The sequence below is a fragment of the Cellulomonas sp. ACRRI genome (genome assembly GCF_022346185.1).
GTDB lineage: Bacteria > Actinomycetota > Actinomycetes > Actinomycetales > Cellulomonadaceae > Cellulomonas.
Map to the genome: position 1 here is coordinate 1 of NZ_JAKRMS010000022.1, position 20,662 is coordinate 20,662.

General features: G+C 74.7%; 19 protein-coding genes. 10 read left to right on the forward strand and 9 right to left on the reverse strand.

What is annotated here, in order from left to right; translation table 11 throughout:
- The 3 genes from MHY85_RS06525 to MHY85_RS06535 all read right to left on the reverse strand — a co-directional run.
- The coding region (locus MHY85_RS06525; RefSeq protein ID WP_239194364.1) for an ABC transporter ATP-binding protein at positions 1-918 on the reverse strand (918 nt) is incomplete at its 3' end.
- A gap of 115 nt (positions 919-1,033) precedes the next feature.
- Positions 1,034-2,131, reverse strand: a complete 1,098-nt coding sequence (locus tag MHY85_RS06530; RefSeq protein ID WP_239194376.1) for an ATP-binding protein — start codon at positions 2,129-2,131, stop codon at positions 1,034-1,036.
- Positions 2,128-2,925, reverse strand: coding sequence for a response regulator transcription factor (locus tag MHY85_RS06535; protein ID WP_239194378.1), 798 nt, complete (start codon positions 2,923-2,925; stop codon positions 2,128-2,130). The genes MHY85_RS06530 and MHY85_RS06535 overlap by 4 nt, the downstream gene beginning before the upstream one ends.
- Positions 2,926-3,112: 187 nt before the next feature.
- On the opposite strand from MHY85_RS06535, the gene MHY85_RS06540 reads away from it, so the two are divergent.
- The 3 genes from MHY85_RS06540 to MHY85_RS06550 all read left to right on the forward strand — a co-directional run bounded on the left by MHY85_RS06540 (position 3,113) and on the right by MHY85_RS06550 (position 6,607).
- Complete coding sequence (locus MHY85_RS06540) at positions 3,113-4,441, forward strand: hemolysin family protein (protein WP_239194380.1); 1,329 nt, start codon at positions 3,113-3,115, stop codon at positions 4,439-4,441.
- The gene (locus tag MHY85_RS06545; RefSeq protein WP_239194382.1) at positions 4,438-5,496 is read left to right on the forward strand and encodes a hemolysin family protein; all 1,059 of its coding nucleotides are present in this window, start codon (positions 4,438-4,440) and stop codon (positions 5,494-5,496) included. Before MHY85_RS06540 ends, MHY85_RS06545 begins: the two co-directional genes overlap by 4 nt.
- A gap of 253 nt (positions 5,497-5,749) precedes the next feature.
- Entirely contained in the window at positions 5,750-6,607 is an 858-nt protein-coding gene (locus tag MHY85_RS06550; RefSeq protein WP_239194384.1) for a M15 family metallopeptidase, read from the forward strand.
- A 215-nt stretch (positions 6,608-6,822) separates the two neighbouring features.
- Here the strand turns inward: MHY85_RS06550 and MHY85_RS06555 are convergent, their stop codons facing one another.
- Genes MHY85_RS06555 through MHY85_RS06570 form a run of 4 tightly spaced genes read right to left on the reverse strand, consistent with a single transcriptional unit; the run spans position 6,823 to position 10,346 of the window.
- Positions 6,823-7,746, reverse strand: coding sequence for an aldose 1-epimerase family protein (locus MHY85_RS06555; protein WP_239194386.1), 924 nt, complete (start codon positions 7,744-7,746; stop codon positions 6,823-6,825).
- Positions 7,747-7,783: 37 nt separating this feature from the next.
- Positions 7,784-8,203, reverse strand: a complete 420-nt coding sequence (locus MHY85_RS06560) for a hypothetical protein (RefSeq protein WP_239194388.1) — start codon at positions 8,201-8,203, stop codon at positions 7,784-7,786.
- Entirely contained in the window at positions 8,197-9,957 is a 1,761-nt protein-coding gene (locus MHY85_RS06565; protein ID WP_239194390.1) for a GDSL-type esterase/lipase family protein, read from the reverse strand. Before MHY85_RS06565 ends, MHY85_RS06560 begins: the two co-directional genes overlap by 7 nt.
- On the reverse strand, positions 9,954-10,346 hold the full coding sequence (locus tag MHY85_RS06570) for a hypothetical protein (RefSeq protein ID WP_239194392.1): 393 nt from the start codon (positions 10,344-10,346) through the stop codon (positions 9,954-9,956). The genes MHY85_RS06565 and MHY85_RS06570 overlap by 4 nt, the downstream gene beginning before the upstream one ends.
- Positions 10,347-10,546: 200 nt before the next feature.
- Between MHY85_RS06570 and prfB the strand changes: the two genes are divergently transcribed.
- The 5 genes from prfB (at position 10,547) to smpB (ending at position 15,395) form a co-directional block, all read left to right on the forward strand.
- Complete coding sequence (prfB, locus tag MHY85_RS06575; protein WP_158372414.1) at positions 10,547-11,665, forward strand: peptide chain release factor 2; 1,119 nt, start codon at positions 10,547-10,549, stop codon at positions 11,663-11,665.
- Positions 11,666-11,861: 196 nt separating this feature from the next.
- A complete protein-coding gene (ftsE, locus tag MHY85_RS06580) occupies positions 11,862-12,551 on the forward strand; it encodes a cell division ATP-binding protein FtsE (protein WP_154728078.1) in 690 nt (229 codons plus the stop codon).
- Between the two features lie 13 nt (positions 12,552-12,564).
- Positions 12,565-13,482 (forward strand): permease-like cell division protein FtsX, encoded by a 918-nt coding sequence (gene ftsX / locus MHY85_RS06585; RefSeq protein WP_239194394.1) that lies wholly within the window; start codon positions 12,565-12,567, stop codon positions 13,480-13,482.
- 10 nt (positions 13,483-13,492) lie between these two features.
- The gene (locus MHY85_RS06590; RefSeq protein ID WP_239194396.1) at positions 13,493-14,830 is read left to right on the forward strand and encodes a M23 family metallopeptidase; all 1,338 of its coding nucleotides are present in this window, start codon (positions 13,493-13,495) and stop codon (positions 14,828-14,830) included.
- A gap of 94 nt (positions 14,831-14,924) precedes the next feature.
- A complete protein-coding gene (smpB, locus tag MHY85_RS06595; RefSeq protein ID WP_154728081.1) occupies positions 14,925-15,395 on the forward strand; it encodes an SsrA-binding protein SmpB in 471 nt (156 codons plus the stop codon).
- 86 nt (positions 15,396-15,481) lie between these two features.
- On the opposite strand, the gene MHY85_RS06600 is transcribed toward smpB, so the two are convergent.
- Positions 15,482-17,590, reverse strand: a complete 2,109-nt coding sequence (locus tag MHY85_RS06600) for a thioredoxin domain-containing protein (RefSeq protein WP_239194398.1) — start codon at positions 17,588-17,590, stop codon at positions 15,482-15,484.
- 116 nt (positions 17,591-17,706) lie between these two features.
- Here MHY85_RS06600 and MHY85_RS06605 point away from each other — a divergent pair, with 116 nt between their 5' ends.
- Positions 17,707-18,519 (forward strand): alpha/beta fold hydrolase, encoded by an 813-nt coding sequence (locus tag MHY85_RS06605; RefSeq protein WP_239194400.1) that lies wholly within the window; start codon positions 17,707-17,709, stop codon positions 18,517-18,519.
- Positions 18,513-19,217, forward strand: a complete 705-nt coding sequence (locus MHY85_RS06610) for a triacylglycerol lipase (protein ID WP_239194402.1) — start codon at positions 18,513-18,515, stop codon at positions 19,215-19,217. The genes MHY85_RS06605 and MHY85_RS06610 overlap by 7 nt, the downstream gene beginning before the upstream one ends.
- A gap of 7 nt (positions 19,218-19,224) precedes the next feature.
- Here the strand turns inward: MHY85_RS06610 and MHY85_RS06615 are convergent, their stop codons facing one another.
- Positions 19,225-20,598: an NAD(P)/FAD-dependent oxidoreductase gene (locus tag MHY85_RS06615; RefSeq protein ID WP_239194404.1), complete on the reverse strand. Its 1,374-nt coding sequence runs from the start codon at positions 20,596-20,598 to the stop codon at positions 19,225-19,227.
- Between the last annotated feature and the right edge of the window lie 64 nt (positions 20,599-20,662).

Genomic DNA, 20,662 nt, shown 5'->3' on the forward strand with positions numbered 1-20,662 from the left:
GCGCACCGGGGCCGGGGCGGTGAGGCGCAGGAACACGTCCTCGAGGCCGACGCCGCGCGTGGCGAGCTCGTGCAGCTCGAGCCCCGCGGCGAACGCCGCGTGCCCGACGGCCGCGACGTCGGTGCCGACCAGCTCGGCGACCCCGGGGGCCGGGGGCGCGTCCGCGGCGCGCTGCCAGCCGGCGCCCGCGACGAGCGCGTCCAGCCCGGCGGCGTCGGGGGAGGCGACCCGGACCCGCGGCTCGGCGAGCCCGCTCAGCTCGGCGAGCGTCGAGGCGTGCACCAGCCGGCCGCCGGCGATGATCACCACGTCGTCCACGGTCTGCTGGACCTCGGACAGCACGTGCGAGGACACCAGCACGGTGCGCCCCTGGGCGGCGAGCGCGCGCAGCAGGTCGCGCAGCCACCGGATGCCCTCGGGGTCCAGGCCGTTGGCCGGCTCGTCGAGCAGCAGCACCGGCGGGTCGCCGAGCAGCGTCGTCGCCAGCGCCAGCCGCTGGCGCATGCCGAGCGAGAACCCGCCGACCCGGCGCTTCGCGGCCGCGGTGAGGCCGACGAGATCGAGCACCTCGTGCGCGCGGCGGTCCGGGACGCCGGCCTGAGGCGCGTACACCCGCAGGTGGTCCAGCGCCGTGCGGCCGGGGTGGAAGTCGGCGGCCTCCAGCGCGGCGCCGACGGTGCGCATCGGGCGGTCGAGCGCCCCGTACCGGCGGCCGCCGATGGTGGCGGTGCCGGCGGTGGGCTGCACGAGGCCGAGCAGCATGCGCAGCGTCGTCGTCTTGCCGGCGCCGTTCGGTCCGAGGAACCCGGTGACCCGCCCGGGGCGGACCGTGAAGCTCAGGTCGTCCACGGCCCGGACCTGGCCGAACGTCTTCGTGAGGTGGGAGACCTCGATGGCGTGCGTCGCGTCGGGTGGCATGCCTCGACCCTAGGGACGCGGCCCCACCCGGCGGATCAGCCGCGAGGCGGAGCCGTCGGGCACCGCCACCTCCGCCGCCCGACGGAGCCGGGGGCGGGCGGGCGGTCCGGCGGCCTCAGAACGCCGCGGTCGTCGGCCGCGAGGTGCGGCGCGAGGGCAGCATCACCCGCATCGTGCAGCCCGACTCGCTGTCCGCCACCTCGACGGTCCCGCCGTGCAGGGTCACCGCCCACCGCACGATCGACAGCCCCAGGCCGGTGCCGCCGGTGGAGATCTGCCCGGTGATCGCGGGGGTGTTGCCGCGCGCGAACCGCTCGAAGACCCGCTCGCGCTGGTCGGCCGCGATGCCGGGGCCCTGGTCGACGACGTCGAGCCGCACGAATCCGCCGGCGCGGTGCGCCTCCAGCCGGACCGGCGCGCCGCGGGGGGAGTGCCGGACGGCGTTCTGCACGAGGTTGGCCACGACCTGGTGCAGCCGCTCCCGGTCCGCCGGGAGGGTGAGGTCGGGCGGGTCCACGACCACGGGGAACGTGAGGTCCTTCGACGCCCCGACCAGCCGCCCCTCCTGCGCCGCCTCCTCCAGGAACTGCTGCACCGGCACGTCGGTCACCTGCAGGTCGACGGCGCCGGCCTCCAGGCGCGACAGGTCGAGCAGCGTCGCCACCAGCCGGCTCAGGCGCTGGGTCTGCGCGAGCGCGGCGCGCATCGCCTCGGGGTCCGGGTCCTCGACGCCGTCGACGATGTTCTCGAGCTGCGCCTGGAGCGCCGTCACCGGCGTGCGGAGCTCGTGCGACACGTTCGCGACCATCTCCCGGCGCAGGGAGTCCGCCTGCTCCAGGTCGTCGGCCATCCGGTTGAACGCGGTGGCGAGCTCCCCGACCTCGTCCCGGCTGGTGGCCCGCACCCGGCGGCTGTAGTCGCCGGCGGCCATCGCGCGCGCCGCGGAGGTCATCTCCCGCAGCGGCGACGTCATGCCCCGCGCGAGGATCTGGGTCATCACCAGGGCGAGGACGATGACGATCGGGAAGGTCCGCGTCGGTCCGAGCGCGTTGTTCAGCCCGATCCAGGTGAGCAGCGCCGCGACGAACACCGCCGCGGCCACCAGGACGCCGAGCTTGATCTTGATCGACCGGAGCCGGTCGAGCGGCCGCACGTCCGGCAGCCGGCCCACCCGGGCGGTCCGCTGGTGCCGGGGCGTCGACGGGCCCGTCACGCCGTGCCGCCTCCCGGGGTCGCGCCGGGCGCGGTGGCCGGCTCCAGGGCGTAGCCCACGCCGTGCACGGTCCGGATGAGGTCGGCGCCGAGCTTCCTGCGCAGGGCCTTCACATGCGAGTCGACGGTGCGGGTCCCGGAGGCGTCCACCCAGTCCCACACCTCGGCCAGCAGGCGCTCCCGGGTGAGCACCGTGCGCGGGCTCGCGGCGAGCGCGAGCAGCAGGTCGAACTCGGTCGGCGTGAGGTGCACCTCCTCGCCCCCGCGGTGCACGCGGCGCTGCGCGCGGTCGATGACCACGTCGCCGACGGCGACCGGCGGCTCGGCGGACCCGGAGCCCGCGGCGGCGAGCTCGGCGGCCAGCGCGGCGCGCTGCTGGCGGCGCAGCAGGGCCTTGACCCGGGCGACGAGCTCGCGCATCGAGAACGGCTTGGTCATGTAGTCGTCCGCGCCGACGCCGAGGCCGATCAGCATGTCCGTCTCGTCGTCCCGGGCCGTCAGCATCAGCACGGGTACCGGGCGGTCGGCCTGGATCCGGCGGCACACCTCGAGGCCGTCGATGCCGGGCAGCATCACGTCGAGCACGACGACGTCGGGCGCCAGGCGGGCCGCGGCGTCGACCGCCTGCAGGCCGTCGCCGACCGTCTCCACCTGCCAGCCCTCGGCGGAGAGCCGGCGCGCGACGGCCGTCGCGATGGCGGGCTCGTCCTCGACGACGAGGACGGAGGTGGACGCGGCGCCCGGGGCGCCCGCGGGGGTTCCGGCGGCGGCACCGGGGCGGGATGCGAACGTCATCCCGCCAGCGTAGAGCGCGGGTGTGGAGGTTTCGTATGATTGCGCCACCATGAGCAGCTCAAGTCGCTGCCGGCGTCCCTCCCGGGCCGACGCGCCCGGGGGAGACCATGCCGGCCCTTCCTGCCTCCTGACCCTCCCCGCGCGCGTCCCGGCACCGCCGCACCCGCGCGACGGCGGGGGGTGACCCGTGCTGACCGACTGGCTGCTCGTGGCCCTCGGCGTCGTGCTCACCGCCGGCGCCGCCGTGTTCGTCGCGAGCGAGTTCTCCCTCGTCACGCTCGACCCGGGCGTCGTCGAGGGCCAGACCCGGCCCGACGACCGCCGCGGGCAGAGCGTGCTCAAGGCGCTGCGCCGGCTGTCCACGGAGCTGTCCGGCGCCCAGGTGGGCATCACCGTGACCACCGTGCTGCTCGGCTACACCACCCAGCCCGCGGTGAACGCGCTGCTCGCCGAGCCGCTGCGCGGGTCGTTCCTCGGCCCGGCGATCGGCGGGGGCGTGGCGCTGGTGGTCACGCTCGTCCTGGTCAACGGCTTCTCCATGCTGTTCGGCGAGCTGGTGCCGAAGAACTTCGCGATCAGCCGCCCGCTCGGGACCGCGCGCTGGGTCGCGCCGCTCCAGGCGGGGTTCACCTCCGCGCTGCGGCCGCTGATCACGCTGTTCAACTCGAGCGCGAACGCGCTGCTGCGCCGGCTCGGCGTCGAGCCGCGCGAGGAGCTGTCGGGCGGCCGGTCGCCGCAGGAGCTCGCCGCGCTGGTGAAGCGCTCCGCCCAGCAGGGCACCCTCGACGAGTCGACCGCGACCCTGCTGACGAACTCCATCGAGTTCACCGACCTCACGGCCGTGGACGTGATGACCGACCGCCAGCGGGTCGTCGTGCTCCGGCGCGGCGACACGGCGACCGACGTCGTCCGGCTGTCCCGGGAGACGGGGCACTCCCGGTTCCCCGTGATCGGCGACGACTCCGACGACATCGTGGGCCTGGTGCACCTGCGCCGGGCGATCGCGGTGCCGTACGAGCGCCGGGACGAGGTGCCCGCGGCCGCGCTCATGGTCGACGCGCCCCGGGTCCCCGAGACCGTGCACCTCGGCCCGCTGCTGGTCGAGCTGCGCGAGCACGGCCTGCAGATGGCCGTCGTCGTGGACGAGTACGGCGGCACGTCGGGCGTCGTGACGCTCGAGGACGTCGTCGAGGAGCTGGTCGGTGACGTCGCGGACGAGCACGACCGCCGGCGCACCGCGGCCTCGCGGCGCTCGGACGGCGCGTGGGTCGTGTCGGGGCTGCTCCGGCCCGACGAGCTCACCGAGACCACCGGCCTGGTCGTCCCGGAGGACGGCCCGTACGAGACGCTCGGCGGCCTGGTGATGGCCGCGCTCGGCCGCGTGCCGGAGGCCGGCGACGAGGTCCTGGCCGGCGACGTGCTGCTGCGGGTCGAGACGATGGCCCGCCGTCGGGTGGAGCGCGTGCTCGTGCGTCCGGCGCACGCGCCCGCCGGCGCCGAGGGGAGCGCCCGGTGAGCCCGGCGGTGGCCCTGGCGCTCGCGGTCGCGCTGCTCGCCGGCAACGCGTTCTTCGTCGCGGCCGAGTTCGCGATCATCTCCGCGCGCCGCTCCGCGATCGAGCCGCTGGCCGCCGCGGGCGACCGGCGGGCGACCACCGTGCTGTGGGCGATGGAGCACGTGTCCCTCATGCTGGCGTGCGCCCAGCTCGGCGTGACCGTCTGCTCGACGAGCCTCGGCCTGGTCGCCGAGCCGGCGATCGCCCACCTGATCGAGGACCCGCTGCACGCCCTCGGGGTCAGCACGAGCCTGGCGCACCCCATCGCGTTCGTCGTCGCGCTGCTGGTCGTCGTCTACCTGCACGTGGTGCTCGGCGAGATGGTGCCGAAGAACCTGGCGGTGTCCGGCCCGGACCGGGCGGTGCTGGTGTTCGGCCCGCCGCTGGTCTGGCTCGGGCGGGTGGTGCGGCCGGTCATCGCGGCCCTGAACTGGATCGCGAACCACGTGCTGCGGCTGTTCCGGGTGGACCCGCGCGACGAGGTCGCCTCGGCGTTCACCGCCGAGGAGGTGCAGTCGATCGTCGAGCAGTCGCAGGCGGAGGGGCTGTTGGACGACGAGCAGGGCCTGCTCTCCGGTGCGCTGGAGTTCTCCGACCGCACCGCGGCCGACGTGATGGTCCCCGTCGCGGACCTCGTCACCGTGCCGGTCGACGTGACGCCCGACGAGGTGGAGCGGCTCGTCGCCCGGACCGGGTACAGCCGGTTCCCGGTGCTCGGGCGGGACGGTGCGCCCGGCGGCTACCTGCACGTCAAGGACGTGCTGTACGCGGACGACGGCTCGCGCCGGCTCCCGGTGCCGACCTGGCGCGTGCGGGCGCTCGCGGTCGTGGCACCGGGTGACGAGGTCGAGGAGGCCCTGACCGCCATGCAGCGCTCGGGCGTGCACCTCGCGCGCGTCGAGGACGGTGGCCGCGCGGTGGGCGTCGTCTTCCTGGAGGACATCCTCGAGGAGCTCGTCGGCGAGGTCCGTGACGCCATGCAGCGCGGCACCTTCCGGCACCGGACCGGGGCCTGAGCGCCCGTCGCTGGGCCGTTCGTGGGACCTTCGTCACACGACAGAGTGGTCCCGGTGGGTGAACAGGCGCGACACGCCGATGATCCGTCAGCTACCCCCGGTCGGGGGGTTGGAACGGGCGGGGCGCTGCCGTTATGGTTTCGTGATCGCTCACCCGGATCCCCCCGGCGGTCGCGCTCCCAGCGCGCCGCCCTCCCCGGGTGGCGCCCCTCGTCCGTCGGCGACCTGTCGCCTGCCCGTGCTCGGAGGTCCCGTGGCGTCGCACCGCGTGCAGCCCGCCGCCGACGCCGGTGCCCCCACCCGGCGCCAGCTCCGGGAGGCGTCCCGGACGCGACGTGCCGCCACCGCGGCCCCCGCCGTCGAGGCGCCCGTCGCCGTCGCCGAGCACCGCCGGCGCACCAGCCCGCTGGCCCGCTGGGGCACCCGCGCCGGCGTGCTCGTCACGCTGGCCGCCGTCACGGTCGCCGTCCCGCTGTCGCAGGGCGCGGCCCGCAGCGAGGACGGCTTCACCGACGCGCAGGCCGACGCGACGCTGCCGAGCACGGTCGAGGCGCTCACCTCGTCCGCCACCTCCGTGCTCCCGCCGGCCTCGCTCGTGTCGAGCGACGCGACCGCGCTGCGCGCGCAGGTCGACGTCAGCCGCAGCGAGGAGCGCGAGATCCTGCCCGGCTGCGACGGCGACGCCGGCACGGCCAGCGCCAACGGCCAGCTCCCGCAGTCCGACCTCTGCTACCTGTGGGACGGCAAGACCCAGCTGCGCGCCGACGCCGCCGAGGCGCTCGCCGAGCTCAACGCCATGTGGGTCACCCGGTGGGGCACCGACCTCTGCCTGTCCAGCGGCTACCGCACCCTCGCCGAGCAGCGCGCCGTCAAGGCGGCCAAGGGCTCGCTCGCCGCCCCGGCGGGCCGCAGCAACCACGGCTGGGGCCTCGCGGTCGACCTGTGCACCTCGCAGACCACGGGCGCGCAGTGGGAGTGGCTGAACGAGAACGCGCCGGTGTTCGGCTGGGAGAACCCCGACTGGGCGCGCCCCGGCGGCTCCGGCCCGTACGAGCGCTGGCACTGGGAGTACACCAAGGGCGTCATGGCCGACGGCGAGTACTACGGCTGACGCGGGGCGCCCCGCGACGCGGAACGGCCCCGCCTCCTTCGGGAGGCGGGGCCGTTCGCGTACCGGGGACCCGGTGCCGGGCCGGATCCTGCGCCGAGGTAGGACCTCCGCGCCGAGGTAGGACCGTCTGCGGTCCTACCTCGGCCGCGGTGTCCTATCTCGGCGCGGTGCTCGGGCCTGGGCGGGGCTGCTCGGGGCTCGGCGGGGCGGGCCCGTCAGGACAGGGTCATGCCCCAGGTGACCTCGTGGGTGGCGCCCGGCTCCAGGCGGACCAGACGCTCGCCGGTGCGGAACGCGTCGGCGATGCAGCTCATCGGCTCGGCGGCGACGCCCCGGCGGTCGATCTTCGGGATGCCGTTGCCGGTGCACACCTGCCAGGTGTCCATCGAGGAGTCCATCCACATCGCCGCGCCGTGGCCGTCCGGCGACCCGAGCACGATCCAGGACAGCCCGTCGGCGTCGCGGGTGACGTCGACGAACGCGTCGTCCAGCGCCACGCCGGCCAGCGGCTGCGGCGTGCGGCGGTCCTCGGCGCCGGACAGCGGGCGGGTGCCGGTCGGCAGCAGGCGGTCGTCGACGGTCACCTGCGACGCGGCGTCGACGCGCAGCGTGCAGTCGTCCACGGCGGCGTCGCCGGGAGACAGCCACGGGTGGAAGCCGATGCCGTACGGGGCGGCCGTCGCGTCCAGGTTGGTCGTGGCGACGTGCACCCGCAGCCCGGCGTCGGACAGCGAGTAGGTGACGTCGACGCGCAGCGACCACGGGTAGCCCGGCGTCGGGACCAGGTCGTGCCGCAGCGTGACGGAAGTGTCGCCGTCGGGGCCGGTCTCGGAGGCGACCTTCGCGTACCGGACCTGGGCCACCAGGCCGTGCAGGGCGGTCATGCGGTCGGGCTCGGTGACGGCGACCTGGTAGTCGGTGCCGTCCCAGGTGTACTGCCCGTCCCGCAGCCGGTTGGGCCACGGGGCGAGGACGGCGCCGGAGAAGGCCGGGGCCAGGTCGGACTCGTCGAACGGCAGCACGACGTCGCGGCCGCCGACGCTGTAGGAGCGGACGCTGGCCCCGACCTCGGCGATCACGGCGCGGTGCGCGCCGTGGGCGAGGGGGTGCTGCTGTCCGGAGGGTGCGGGCGTGTTCACGCTCACACCGTAGCGGGACGGCCTCCCGGGGCCATCATCACCCGAGCAGCAGGGGCGCGAGCGCGTCCGTGGTCGAGCGGATCGAGCCGGGGACGCCGGGGGCGGGCAGTACGAAGCGCCCGAGCGCGAACCAGGCCGCGCCGACGGGCGCCGCCACCATCAGCCGGTGCTTGAGCGGCCACAACCGGGAGCTCGCGAGGCAGCCCGGGCCAACCAGCAGCAGTGCGGACGCGGCCCACATCAGCGTGCCGAGCCCGGCGAGGGGCGGGTTGCCTCCCCAGAACACGCCGTGTGCACCGCCCAGCACGACCCACCCCCACATGGTCACCATCGGGAGCGGGAGCCAGCCGATGCCCGTCACCACCAGGAACAGGCCCCAGGTCGACCACCACGACGGCGCGGGCTGGGGGCCCGGCGGAGCGGCTCCGCCGGGCCCCGAGCCTGCTGGGTTCACCACAGCGGCACCGGTCCCGAGCCGCCCCCGCCGGGCAGCATCGGCCCGAGCGCGACGGTGATCTCGTCCTCGGGGTGCCCGAACCCGAGGGCGCCCGAGTCGTCCGTCACCACGAGCGTCACGTCGTACACCCCCGGCGTGAACGTGTGGGTCACCACCTGCCCGGAGGCGGTGGTGCCGTCGCCGAACTCCCACCGGTACTCCACGATCCGCCCGTCGAGGTCCGTGGAGCCCGACGCGTCGAACGTGTACGTCCCCGCACCGGCCACGCTGCCGGGGAGCAGCGACGACCCGGGAGTCGCGACGACCTCGGCGGTGGGCGGCTGGTTCGGCGCGACGTGGTCGACGAAGGAGGACACGACCCCCGCGCCCTCCTCGGGCACGTCGGCACCGAACATCTCCACGGTCCATACCCCGGGCTCGGGGTCGCGGATCGTCCAGTGCTCGAACGTCGGCCCCACCTCGTGCTCGGCGTCGCGCGGGGTGTCGCGGGAGTAGCGGGTTCCGGACGGTGAGACGAGCGACGTGACCACGTCGCGGCGCTCCGGCGCGATCACCACCTCGGAGAGCGCCGTGGTCGTCCGTGAGCCCGCGTCGGGCGCGAGGTACGGCGGGAAGAACGCGTCGAGGTCGATCACCGAGCCGCGCACCGTGTAGTGGGTGGTGACCGTCTGCCGGGACCTGACCACGACACTCGGGCGCATCGGGGAGCCGATCGTCGAAGCGACGCGGTTGGCCATGAGCGCGTGGCCGAGCGCGTTCGGGTGGAACGACCCGGAGACGTTCTCGAGCGAGAACGGGTTCATCCCGGGCTCGGCGTCGCACAGGTGGTGCCCGGCCAGGGCGGTGGTCATGGAGGCGTGCTCGAACCCCGCGCGGGTCGCGATCGAGGCGATCGCCTCGTTCGCCTGCCGGACCTTCTCGTTGAGCCACACCTGGTCGGAGGACCGCACCCCGGCGCAGCCCGAGTACCCGCCGAGGCCTGTCGGGGTGAAGAACTGCGGGTAATCCACGACGACGACCCGTGCGTTCGGCGCCCGACGTCGGATGTCGGCGTAGAGGTCGGACAGCTCGCGCGCGAGGGTCCCCTCCCGGAGCTCGGCGATCTTGGCGTCGATCGCAGGTCCCTGGTTGCGTGCGCAGCTGCGCCACCAGTTGGTCACCGGGTCGGCCCAGTCGCCGATCGCGTGCGAGAGGAGGCATCCAGCCAGTGTCCCGACGAAGCCCAGGTCGTTCCCCCCGATGCCCACCGTGACGAGCCGGGTGTCCGACCCGAGGGCTCCGAGCTGGGGACCCTGGTCGGCCTTCTGCGCGCGGTACATGTCACGCATCACGGCGCCCGAGCAGGCGCGGAAGTCCAGCGACAGCCGGGTGGTGCCCCGCTGGAGCAGGAGGTGCGGGTACGCAGCGTAGGAGCGCCGGCAGCTGTTGCCGTCCCAGTCGGTCCCGGGTTCGTAGTTCCCGGCGCCCTCGCCGGACTGGAACGAGTCACCCAGCGCGACGTAGGTGTCGACGTGCACGACGTCCGGCGCGGACGCGGAGAGGAAGGTCACGTTGTCGATGGCGAACCCGGCCGGCTCGGCGGCGACCGCCTCGACCCGGAACGAGGCCATGCGGGACTGCGTGATCGTCACCCGGACGATCCCGAGAGCGTCGAGCGGCACCGAGAGCAGCTCGGCGCCGTCCGCGTCCCGGGCGATCACCCGCACGCTCTTCCGTGTGTCGATGTACCCGACCGACAGCGCGAGGTGGTTCACCGTGCGCGGCGAACCGTCCGCACGGACGAACCGCCCCTCGATCGCCCCCTGGAACGTGGGCGTGCCGGACAGCACCGGGCTGGTGGGGTTCGAGCCGTCTGGGCGATGAACGGTGCGTCGCCGCCGAAGGCGATGCCGCGCTGCTGGTACTGCGTCGTGATCGCCGTGCCGACCGGGAACTCCGAGAAGGTGATCGTCTCCATCTCGTCCGCGGTGGTCGTGAGGCTGGCGCGCAACTCAGCGCCCACCTCGACCGAGGAGGTCTCGCCACCCGGCCCGTCCGAGGTGGACGCGGGAGGGTCGGCGGCCGTCGCCGGTGGACCGAGCGTCGTCAGCAGCAGGATCGTGGCGACCAGGGCGGCTGCCGGCCGCCACCGGGGCATGGACATGCGCGCGCTCCTTCGTGCGTCGGAGGAACGAGCGGCTGGACACCGCGGGGGTGGTGTCTGGTCCTCGACCATCACCCTGGCGGAGTGGGGCCGTCGCCGGGCCGGGACCTACGTCCCCACTTCGGGCGCGCGTCCCCGCCGACCGACGTGGCGACGGCCGTGAGCACACCTCCGTGCGGCACCGGGTAGCCTGGACCGTCGTGGCAGCCACCGACTTCCCCGCCGAGATCCGCGACCTGCGCAGCACCCTGCAGTCGATCCAGGCGGTGTCCGACCCCACGGCCCTCCGGGCGAAGATCGCCGACCTCTCCGAGCAGGCGTCCGCCCCCGACCTGTGGGACGACCCCGAGTCCGCCCAGAAGGTCACCAGCGCGCTCAGCGCCGCGCAGTCCGAGCTGGACCGGGTCGACAAGCTGGGCGGGCGGATCGACGACCTCGAGACCCTCGTCGAGATGGCGACCGAGGACGGCGGCGACGCCGAGACCCTCGCCGAGGCGGAGGCGGAGCTGGTCGCGATCCGCAAGGACCTGGGCGAGCTCGAGGTCCGCACGCTGCTGAACGGCGAGTACGACCAGCGTGAGGCGGTCGTGACGATCCGCGCGGGCGCCGGTGGCGTCGACGCGGCGGACTTCGCCGAGATGCTCATGCGCATGTACCTGCGCTGGGCCGAGCGGCACGGCTACCCGACGACGGTGCTCGACACGTCGTACGCGGAGGAGGCCGGCCTGAAGTCGGCGACCTTCGAGGTGAAGGCGCCCTACGCGTTCGGCCACCTCTCGGTCGAGGCCGGCACGCACCGCCTGGTGCGCATCTCGCCGTTCGACAACCAGGGCCGCCGGCAGACGTCGTTCGCCGCGGTCGAGGTCATCCCGCTCATCGAGCAGAGCGACGACAACATCGAGATCCCCGAGTCGGAGATCAAGGTCGACGTGTTCCGGTCGTCCGGCCCCGGCGGCCAGTCGGTCAACACGACCGACTCCGCGGTCCGCATGACCCACCTCCCGACCGGCATCGTCGTGTCGATGCAGAACGAGAAGTCGCAGATCCAGAACCGCGCCGCCGCGCTGCGCGTGCTCCAGTCCCGCCTGCTCCTGGTCCGCAAGGCCGAGGAGGACGCGAAGAAGAAGGAGCTCGCGGGCGACATCAAGGCGTCCTGGGGCGACCAGATGCGGTCCTACGTGCTGCACCCGTACCAGATGGTCAAGGACCTGAGGACCGAGCACGAGGTCGGCAACACCTCCGCGGTGTTCGACGGCGACATCGACGGGTTCATCGAGGCGGGCATCCGGTGGCGCCGGCAGGCGTCCGTCGAGGCCTGATTCCCGCCCGATCGGGGCGGACGAGGGTGTGAATCGGGCATAACGCCCGGCGCGGGGCCCGGTGGGGCGACTCACAGGTTGCCGCGCGGCGTGTCACGGAGGGGTCACGACGGGCCGCTGCCTACGCTCGACGCGGCCCGGTCGCACCACCCTCCGCACGCCCCTCAGTCCCCGACCGACCGGCCGCCCAAGCCCCGTGATCAGATTCGAGAACGTCACCAAGGTCTACGCGCGCGGCGCGCGCCCCGCGCTGGACCACATCGACCTCGAGGTCGAGCGCGGCGAGTTCGTGTTCCTCGTCGGCGCGTCCGGCTCCGGGAAGTCGACCTTCCTGCGGCTGGCGCTGCGCGAGGAGCGGCCGTCGGCCGGCAAGGTCTTCGTCGCCGGCAAGGACCTCACGACCCTGTCGTCCTGGAAGGTCCCGCACCTGCGCCGCCAGATCGGCGCGGTGTTCCAGGACTTCCGGCTGCTGCACAACAAGACCGTGTTCGAGAACGTCGCGTTCGCGCTCCAGGTGATCGGCAAGCCGCGGCACCACATCCTCACGACCGTGCCCGACGTGCTGGAGATGGTCGGCCTGGCCGGCAAGGAGAAGCGCCGCCCGCACGAGCTGTCCGGCGGCGAGCAGCAGCGCGTCGCCATCGCCCGCGCGTTCGTGAACCGGCCGGCGATCCTGCTGGCGGACGAGCCCACCGGCAACCTCGACCCGACGACCTCCCTGGGGATCATGCGCCTGCTCGACCGGATCAACCGCACGGGCACCACGGTGGTCATGGCGACGCACGACGACGAGATCGTCGACCAGATGCGCAAGCGCGTGGTCGAGCTGTCCGGCGGCGAGATGGTGCGCGACCAGTCGCGCGGCGTCTACGGCTCGGACCGCTGAGGGGAGGATCGACGTGCGACTGCAGTTCATCCTCTCGGAGATCGGCATCGGCCTGCGCCGGAACCTCTCCATGACCATCTCGGTCGTCCTCGTGACCTTCGTGTCGCTGACCTTCGTCGGCGCGGCCGCGCTGCTGCAGATGCAGATCACGAAGATGCAGGACGACTTCTACGGCAAGGTCGAGGTCGCGGTGTACCTCTGCCCGGCCGGCACCTCGTCCGAGCCCACCTGCGCGGGCGGCGAGGTCACCGACGACCAGAAGCAGGCGATCCTCGACGCGCTCGACGCCCCCGACGTGGCCCCCTACGTGGAGAGCGTCACCGAGGAGTCCAAGGAGCAGGCGTTCGAGACGTTCCAGCGCCAGTTCGAGGGCCAGTTCTGGGCGCAGGTCACCACCGTCGACGACATGAACGAGTCGCTGCGCATCAAGCTCACCGACCCGGAGAAGTTCGAGGTCGTGGCCGACGTGCTCCAGGGCCGCCAGGGCGTCGAGACGGTGCAGGACCAGCGCGACCTCTACAACACGCTGTTCAAGGTGCTGAACTCGGCCACGCTGCTGTCGCTCGGCCTGGCCGGCGTGATGCTGCTGGCCGCGGTGCTGCTGATCACCACGACGATCCGGCTGTCGGCGATGAGCCGCCGGCGGGAGACCGGGATCATGCGGATGGTCGGCGCGTCCAACCTGTTCATCCAGCTGCCGTTCATGCTCGAGGGCGCGATCGCCGCGACGATCGGCGCCGTGCTGTCGGTCGTCGGGCTGTGGGCGGGCGTCCGCTACCTGGTGACGGACTGGCTGGGCGGCCAGGTGGCCTGGATCCCGTACGTCACCACGAACGAGGTGTGGCAGGTGGCGCCGTTCCTCGTGGCTGCCGCGATCCTGCTCGCCGCGATCTCGTCCCTGGTCACCCTGAGCCGCTACACGAAGGTCTGACATGGCGAGCATGCGCACCCGCACCCCCCGCCGCGCGCGCGGCGTCCGCGCCGTCGCCGGCTCGCTGGCCGGAGCGCTCGCCGTCCTGGTCGGCCTGACCGCGGCCGGGCCCGCCGTCGGCGACGACCTCGACGACCGGCAGTCCGCGCTGCAGCGGCAGCAGGCGCAGAACGACCAGCAGCGGGCCGACGCCGAGGCGGCGCTCGAGGGCCTGAGCGCGCAGTACCAGCAGACCGCGCAGGACCTGCTGGCGGTCCAGCAGCAGCTCGCCCCCGCGCAGGCGGCGCTGACGGCCGCGCAGGAGGCGCTCGCCGGCTACGAGCGGGAGGCGGAGCTGATCGCCGCGCGCCTGCAGGACGCCGAGGACCAGGAGACGTCGATCAGCGCGACGATCGCCACCGACACCGAGCGGTCCGACCAGATCCGCAGCCAGATCAGCCAGATGGCGCGGCAGGCCTACCAGGGCGGCCCGAGCCTGTCCGGCCTCAGCATCATGGTGGGCGCGCAGACCGTCGAGGAGTTCACCGAGCAGTACGGCCTCGCGACCGCGGCGCAGCGCACCCAGAACGAGGTGCTCGACGAGCTCGCCGACATCGAGGCGGCCAACAAGAACAGCCAGGCGCGGCTGACGGCCGTCCGCGAGCGGATCACCGAGCTGAAGGCCGAGGCGGACGCCAAGGTCGCCGAGGCCGAGCAGGCGCGCCAGGAGGCCGCCGACCGCAAGGCCGAGGTCGAGCGGCTCATCGCGGAGCAGACCGCGAAGCAGCAGCAGCTGGCGTCGCAGAAGGCCGCCGCCGAGGCCGAGATCGCGTCGATCGACGCGGAGAAGGCGTCGATCGAGTCCGAGCTGACCAAGGTCGCGAACGAGCAGCGCGCCCGCGCCGCCGCCGCGGCCGCCGCCGCCGGCCAGCCGGCGCCCGCCGCCGGCCCGGTGTCCGGTGCGCTGTTCGGCAACCCGACGTCGATCAACCCGATCCACGTCACCAGCGAGTACGGCATGCGGCTGCACCCGATCCTCGGGTACTACCGGCTGCACGCCGGCATCGACCTGCGCACCTACTGCGGCACCCCGATCTACGCCGCCCGCGAGGGCACCGTGCAGTGGGCGCGCTGGCGCAACGGGTTCGGCAACCAGGTGATGGTCGACCACGGGCTGTACAACGGCAGCTCGCTGATGACGTCGTACAACCACATGACGAGCTTCGTGGTCGGGGGCGGGCAGCACGTGTCCCAGGGCCAGCTGCTCGGCTACTCCGGAAACACCGGGACGTCGGCGGCGTGCCACCTGCACTTCGAGGTGTACGTCAACGGCGCGACCGTGAACCCGCGGCCGCTGCTCGGCCTGTAGCGGAATCCGGTGGGCGGCCGGCGCGCCGCCGGATAGGCTGCTGCGTCGCCCCTGGATCCCGCCGGGGCACCCGCACGACCCCAGGAGGAGAGTCATGGCCAAGCAGAGCGGACGGTCGCTCGTCGCGTCCAACCGCAAGGCGCGCCACGACTACCTCATCGAGGACGTGTTCGAGGCCGGCGTCGTGCTCAGCGGCACCGAGGTCAAGGCGCTGCGCGCGGGGCGTGCGTCGCTGGTCGACGGCTGGTGCACGATCGAGTCGGGCGAGGCCTGGCTCGAGGGCGTGCACATCCCCGAGTACTCGCAGGGCACCTGGACGAACCACGCCCCGCGGCGCAAGCGGAAGCTGCTGCTGCACCGGCAGGAGATCGACCGGCTCGAGGCGAAGACCCGCGAGAAGGGTCAGACGATCGTCCCGCTGAGCCTGTACTTCCTCGACGGGCGGGCGAAGGTCGAGATCGCCCTGGCGCGCGGCAAGCGGGAGTTCGACAAGCGCCAGGCGCTGCGCGAGCGCCAGGACAACCTCGAGGCGCAGCGCGCCATGCGGGAGAAGCGCGACCGCTGACGCGCCGCCATCTCGGCGAGTCTGCAGAACGTGTCTGCGCGCGGGCGGCGGCGCAGAGGCGAGAAGTGGAGAGTCGGCGGGCCAGGTCAGGTGAGGGACGCGCGGAGGGTGCCCGGGTCGGTCGTGGGGCGGTCGCAGACGAAGCCCCGGCAGACGTAGGCCGCCGCGCGGCCGCCGAGCAGCGGGCGGTCGCGCAGCAGGGGCACCGCCGCCGGGTCCGCCGCCACCTCGTCCGGGTCGCCCTGCGCGAGCACCAGGCCGGGCGCGGGGGAGCGCACCGCCGCGCGGACGAGCGCGACCCGGCCGGGGTCGTCCGACCGGCCGAGCACCGCGACCTCCCGCGGGCCGTCCAGCACCGCCTCGGCGGTCGCCAGCGCCCACGCCACCGCGCGCGGGTGCTGGTGGGCGATGGACAGGGGCCCCGCCAGGGCCAGCTCCGCGGCCCGGCGGTCCGTCGCCGACCCGGACAGCGCGGCCCGGGCGAGCAGCGCGGCCGCCGCGGCGGACTGCCCGGCGGCCGACGGGCCGTCCGCGACGTCCGGCCGGGTCGCCAGGCGCGCCACGACCGGGTCGGTCTGGTCGTCCGCGGTGTCCCGGAACCCGTGGCCCGGGGCCCGGAAGCGCGCGAGCACGGTGTCCAGCAGCGCGGACGCCCGCGCCGCCCAGTGCGGGTCGCCCGTCACGCCGCCGAGCACGAGGAAGCCCTCGGCCACCGCCGCGTAGTCGGTGAGCACGCCGGGCGCGGTGCCGACGGCGCCGTCGCGGGACGTGCGGGCGAGGCGGAGGAGCCCGTCGCCGCCGTCGAGCGTGTGCACGGTGTCGAGCAGCCGGGCCGCGTCGACCGCCGCCGCGACCCACTCGCGCCGCTCCAGGGCGGTCCCGGCCTCGGCCAGCGCGGCGACCGCCAGCCCGTTCCACGCGGCCACCACCTTGTCGTCCCTCGCCGGCTGCGGCCGGGCGGTGCGCGCGCGCAGCAGCGCCCGGCGCACCCGGGAGAACCGCACCTCGTCCTCCGGCGCCGGGTCGGCGCGCAGCTGCAGCACCGAGGTGCCCGCCTCGAACGTGCCCTCCTCGGTGACGCCGAACAGCGCCGCGGCCCACGCGCCGTCCTCCGGGCCCAGCGCCTCGTCCAGAGTCGCGCGGGTCCAGACGTACGTCGCGCCCTCGACGCCCTCGGTGTCGGCGTCGAGCGACGAGGCGAACGCGCCCTGCGGGGTGCGCAGGTCGCGCAGCAGCCAGTCCGCGGTGCCCTCGACCACCCGGCGCGCCAGGTCCGACCCGGTGCTGCGCCACCAGTGCACGCCGATCCGCAGCAGCATCGCGTTGTCCTCGAGCATCTTCTCGAAGTGCGGCACGGTCCACGTGCCGTCGACCGCGTACCGGGCGAACCCGCCCCCGACCTGGTCCGCCATCCCGCCGCGCGCCATCGCCTCGAGGGTGCCGGTCGCCATCGCGAGGGCGCGCTCGTCGCCGGTGCGCGCGTGCCGCCGGAGCAGCCACTCCAGCGCGGTCGACGGCGGGAACTTCGGGGCGCCGCCGAACCCGCCGTGGTCGGCGTCGTACGCCGTGGCCAGGGCCTCGACCGCCAGGTCCGACACCCGGGCCACGGCGTCCAGGTCGAGGACGGGTCCGTCGGCGTCGTCGGTCCCCGCGTCGCCCGCATCGCCCGCGGGGCCCCCGTCCTCGCCGGCCGGGGCCGGGCCGCCGAGGTGCGCCAGCAGCTCCGCCGCCCCGCCGCGCACCTCGTCGCGCCGCTCCCGCCACGCGCGGGACAGCGCCTCCAGCACCTGCCCGAACGACGGCCGCCCGGCCACCGGCACGGGCGGGAAGTACGTGCCGCAGAAGAACGGGTCGCCCTCCGGCGTCGCGAACACCGTCATGGGCCAGCCGCCCTGCCCCGTCATCGCCTGCGTCGCCGCCATGTACGCCGCGTCCAGGTCGGGGCGCTCCTCGCGGTCGACCTTCACGTTGACGAACCGGCTGTTCATCACCGCGGCGACGCCCTCGTCCTCGAAGGACTCGTGGGCCATCACGTGGCACCAGTGGCAGGCGGCGTACCCCACCGAGACCAGCAGCGGCACGTCCCGGCGGCGGGCCTCGGCGAACGCCTCCTCGCCCCACTCGTACCAGTCGACCGGGTTTTCGGCGTGCTGCCGCAGGTACGGGCTGGTGCTGCGGGCGAGGCGGTTGGGCATGCCCCCACTCTCGCTCCGGGGTGGGGCCGCCGCGACCCCGGCGGGCGCCCGGGTGGCCGGGGCGTGCGGAGTCCGCCAGAGTCGGACCCCAGCCCCCGAACCGAAGGAGACCGTCCGTGCCGTCGTCGCCCCCCGACACGCCGACCCGCGACGGGGACCGGCGGCACCCCGGGCGGCTGCTCGCCCGGACGGTCGGCGGCGCCCCGCCGCGCGGGCTCGACCCCGCCGCGGGTGTGGTGGTCACCGACGTCGGCCGGACGGACGACCCGGTGGTCGTGCTGGTGCACGGGATCGGCGTCTCCGAGCGGTACTACCGGGGGCTGGCCCGCGAGCTCGCCACCGACCGGCGGGTGCTGGTCCCGGACCTGCCCGGGTTCGGCCGCAGCCCCCGCCCGGCCCGCGTCCCCGCGGTCGAGGACCTGGCGGACGTCGTGCTGGCCGTGCTCCGGCACCGCGGGATCGAGCGGGCGACGCTGGTGGGGCACTCGATGGGCGCCCAGGTCGTCGCGGAGGCGATGCTGCGGGCGCCCGAGGTGGTGGAGCGCGTGCTGCTGATCGGCGCGGTCGTGGACCCGGAGGCGCCCTCCGTGCTGCGCCAGGCGCTCCGGCTGGCGAGGGACGGCCTGCACGAGCCGCTGCGGGTCAACGCGGTCGTGGCCAGCGACTACCTGCGCACCGGCCCGTCCTGGTACTCGGCGGTGCTGCCGCACATGTTCGCCTACGACACGGCCGGTGCGGTGGCGCGGCTGCCGGGGCCGGCGCTGATCGTCCGGGGCGAGCGCGACCCGGTGTCGTCGCGGGCGTGGGCGCGCCGGCTCGGGGCGCTCGCCCCGCGGGCGGACGTGCGGGAGGTGCCCGGCGCCGGGCACGTCGCGATGGCCTCGCACGCCCCGCTGCTCGCCCGCTGGGTGCGCGAGGCGCCGTGCTGACGGCCGCCGAGGGCGCCCGGCGCGCCGTGTGGTGGGGGCAGGACTACGCCTACGCGGGCTGGCGGCAGGCGCGCGGGCTGCTGTCCCGCACGTCGCCCGACTCGTACACCCGCCCCGCGCACCCGAGGCGGCCGCCGGTGCTGCTGCTGCCCGGCGTCTGGGAGACGTGGCGGTTCCTGGAGCCGCTGGCCCGCGGCCTGTTCGCGGGCGGCCACCCCGTGCACGTCGTCGCCCCGTTCGGCCTCAACCGGGGGAGCGTCCCGGACATGGCGGACCTCGCGGCGGCGCAGCTGCGGGAGGCCGACCTGCGCGGCGTCGTCCTCGTCGCGCACTCCAAGGGCGGGCTGATCGGCAAGAGCGTCATGGGGCGCGCCGACGTGGGCGACCGGGTGCTCGGCATGGTCGCGATCAACACGCCGTTCTCCGGGTCGCCCTACGCGCGGCTGCTGCCGGTGCGGTCCATCCGGGCGTTCCTGCCGGACGACGAGGTGCTGACGGCGCTCGCGGCGCAGCGCGCCGACCACGGCCGGATCGTGTCCGTCGCGACCTGCTTCGACCCGCACATCCCGACCGGCAGCGAGCTGCCGGGTGCCCGGAACGTGCGGCTGGCGACGCCGGGGCACTTCCGCTCGCTGGCGGACCCGGCGCTGCTGCCGATGCTGGAGCGCGAACTGGACCGCCTCGCGGCGCAGGCCTGACGGGCGCTCAGTCGCCCAGCACCTCGCGGGTCGGGACGGTCGGCTTGTCGACCCCCCGGGTCCGCAGGGCGCCGCGGCCGACCACCTGCTGCCAGGTCGCCGTGCGCTCGGACCGGCCGCGGCCGATGAAGCTCACCGCCCAGTGCAGCAGCGTCGTGACGCGGTTCTTGAACCCGACCAGGTAGAACAGGTGGACGCCGAGCCACAGCAGCCACGCGCCGAACCCGGCCGTCTTGACCGGCCCGATCTTCGCGACGGCCTGGAACCGGGACACCGTCGCCAGCGAGCCCTTGTCCTTGTACCGGAAGGGTCCGGCGCTGGGCTCGCCCTGCACGCGGCGGACGATCTCCTGCGCGGCGTACCGCCCGGTCTGCATGGCGGCGGGCGCGACGCCCGGCACCCCCGGGCGCAGGGCCATGTCGCCGACGACGAACACCTCCGGGTGGCCCGGGAGCGAGCCGTTCGGCTCCACCCGCACGCGGCCGGCGCGGTCGACCTCGGCGCCGGTCTTCTCGCCGAGCTGCCGGCCGAGCGGCGAGGCCTGCACGCCGGCGGCCCAGACCTTGGTCTGCGCCTCGATGGTGGTGCGGTTGCCGTCGCCGTCCTCGACGGTGACGGACTCGTCGTCGACGTCGACGACCTTGTGGCCCATCAGCAGCTCGACGCCGAGCCCCTCCAGCACCCGCGCGGCCGCGTCCTGCAGCTCCTCCGGGTTGCCCGGGAGCACCTTCGGCACCGGGTCGACCAGCAGGATGCGCGCCTGGGTCGGGTCGAGGCTGCGGAACGACCCGCGCAGCGACCGGTGCGCGAGCTCGGCGAGCTGGCCCGCCATCTCGACGCCCGTGGGGCCGGCGCCGACGACGACGAACGTGGTCAGCCGCGCGCGCTCGGCGGGGTCGGTCGCGAGCTCGGCGAGCTCGAACGCCCCGAACACCCGCCCGCGGATCTCGAGCGCGTCGTCGATGCTCTTCAGGCCGGGCGCGAAGTCGGCGAACTGGTCGTTGCCGAAGTAGGACTGCCCCGAACCGGCCGCGACCACCAGGCTGTCGTACCGGGTGCGCGTCTCGCCGAGCGGCGAGGACGACACGACGACCCGCTCGTCCAGGTCGATGTCGGTGACGACGCCCAGCAGCACCCGGGCGTTCCGCTGGCTCTTGAGCACGTCGCGGGTGGCGGGGGAGATCTCGCCGACCGACAGCACCCCGGTGGCGACCTGGTACAGCAGCGGCTGGAACAGGTGCGTGGCGGTGCCGTCGATCACGGTGACCCGGACCGGCGCGTCCGCCAGGGCCTTCGTCGCGAACAAGCCGCCGAAACCGGACCCGATCACGACGACGTCGTGCGGCTTGCCGGGGGTGCGTGAGGGGACGCCGGTGCTCATCGGGGGTCCTTCCGCGTCGGTTCTCAGGACCCGTCCGACCCTACGAGCGGCCCGGGCGGAGCGC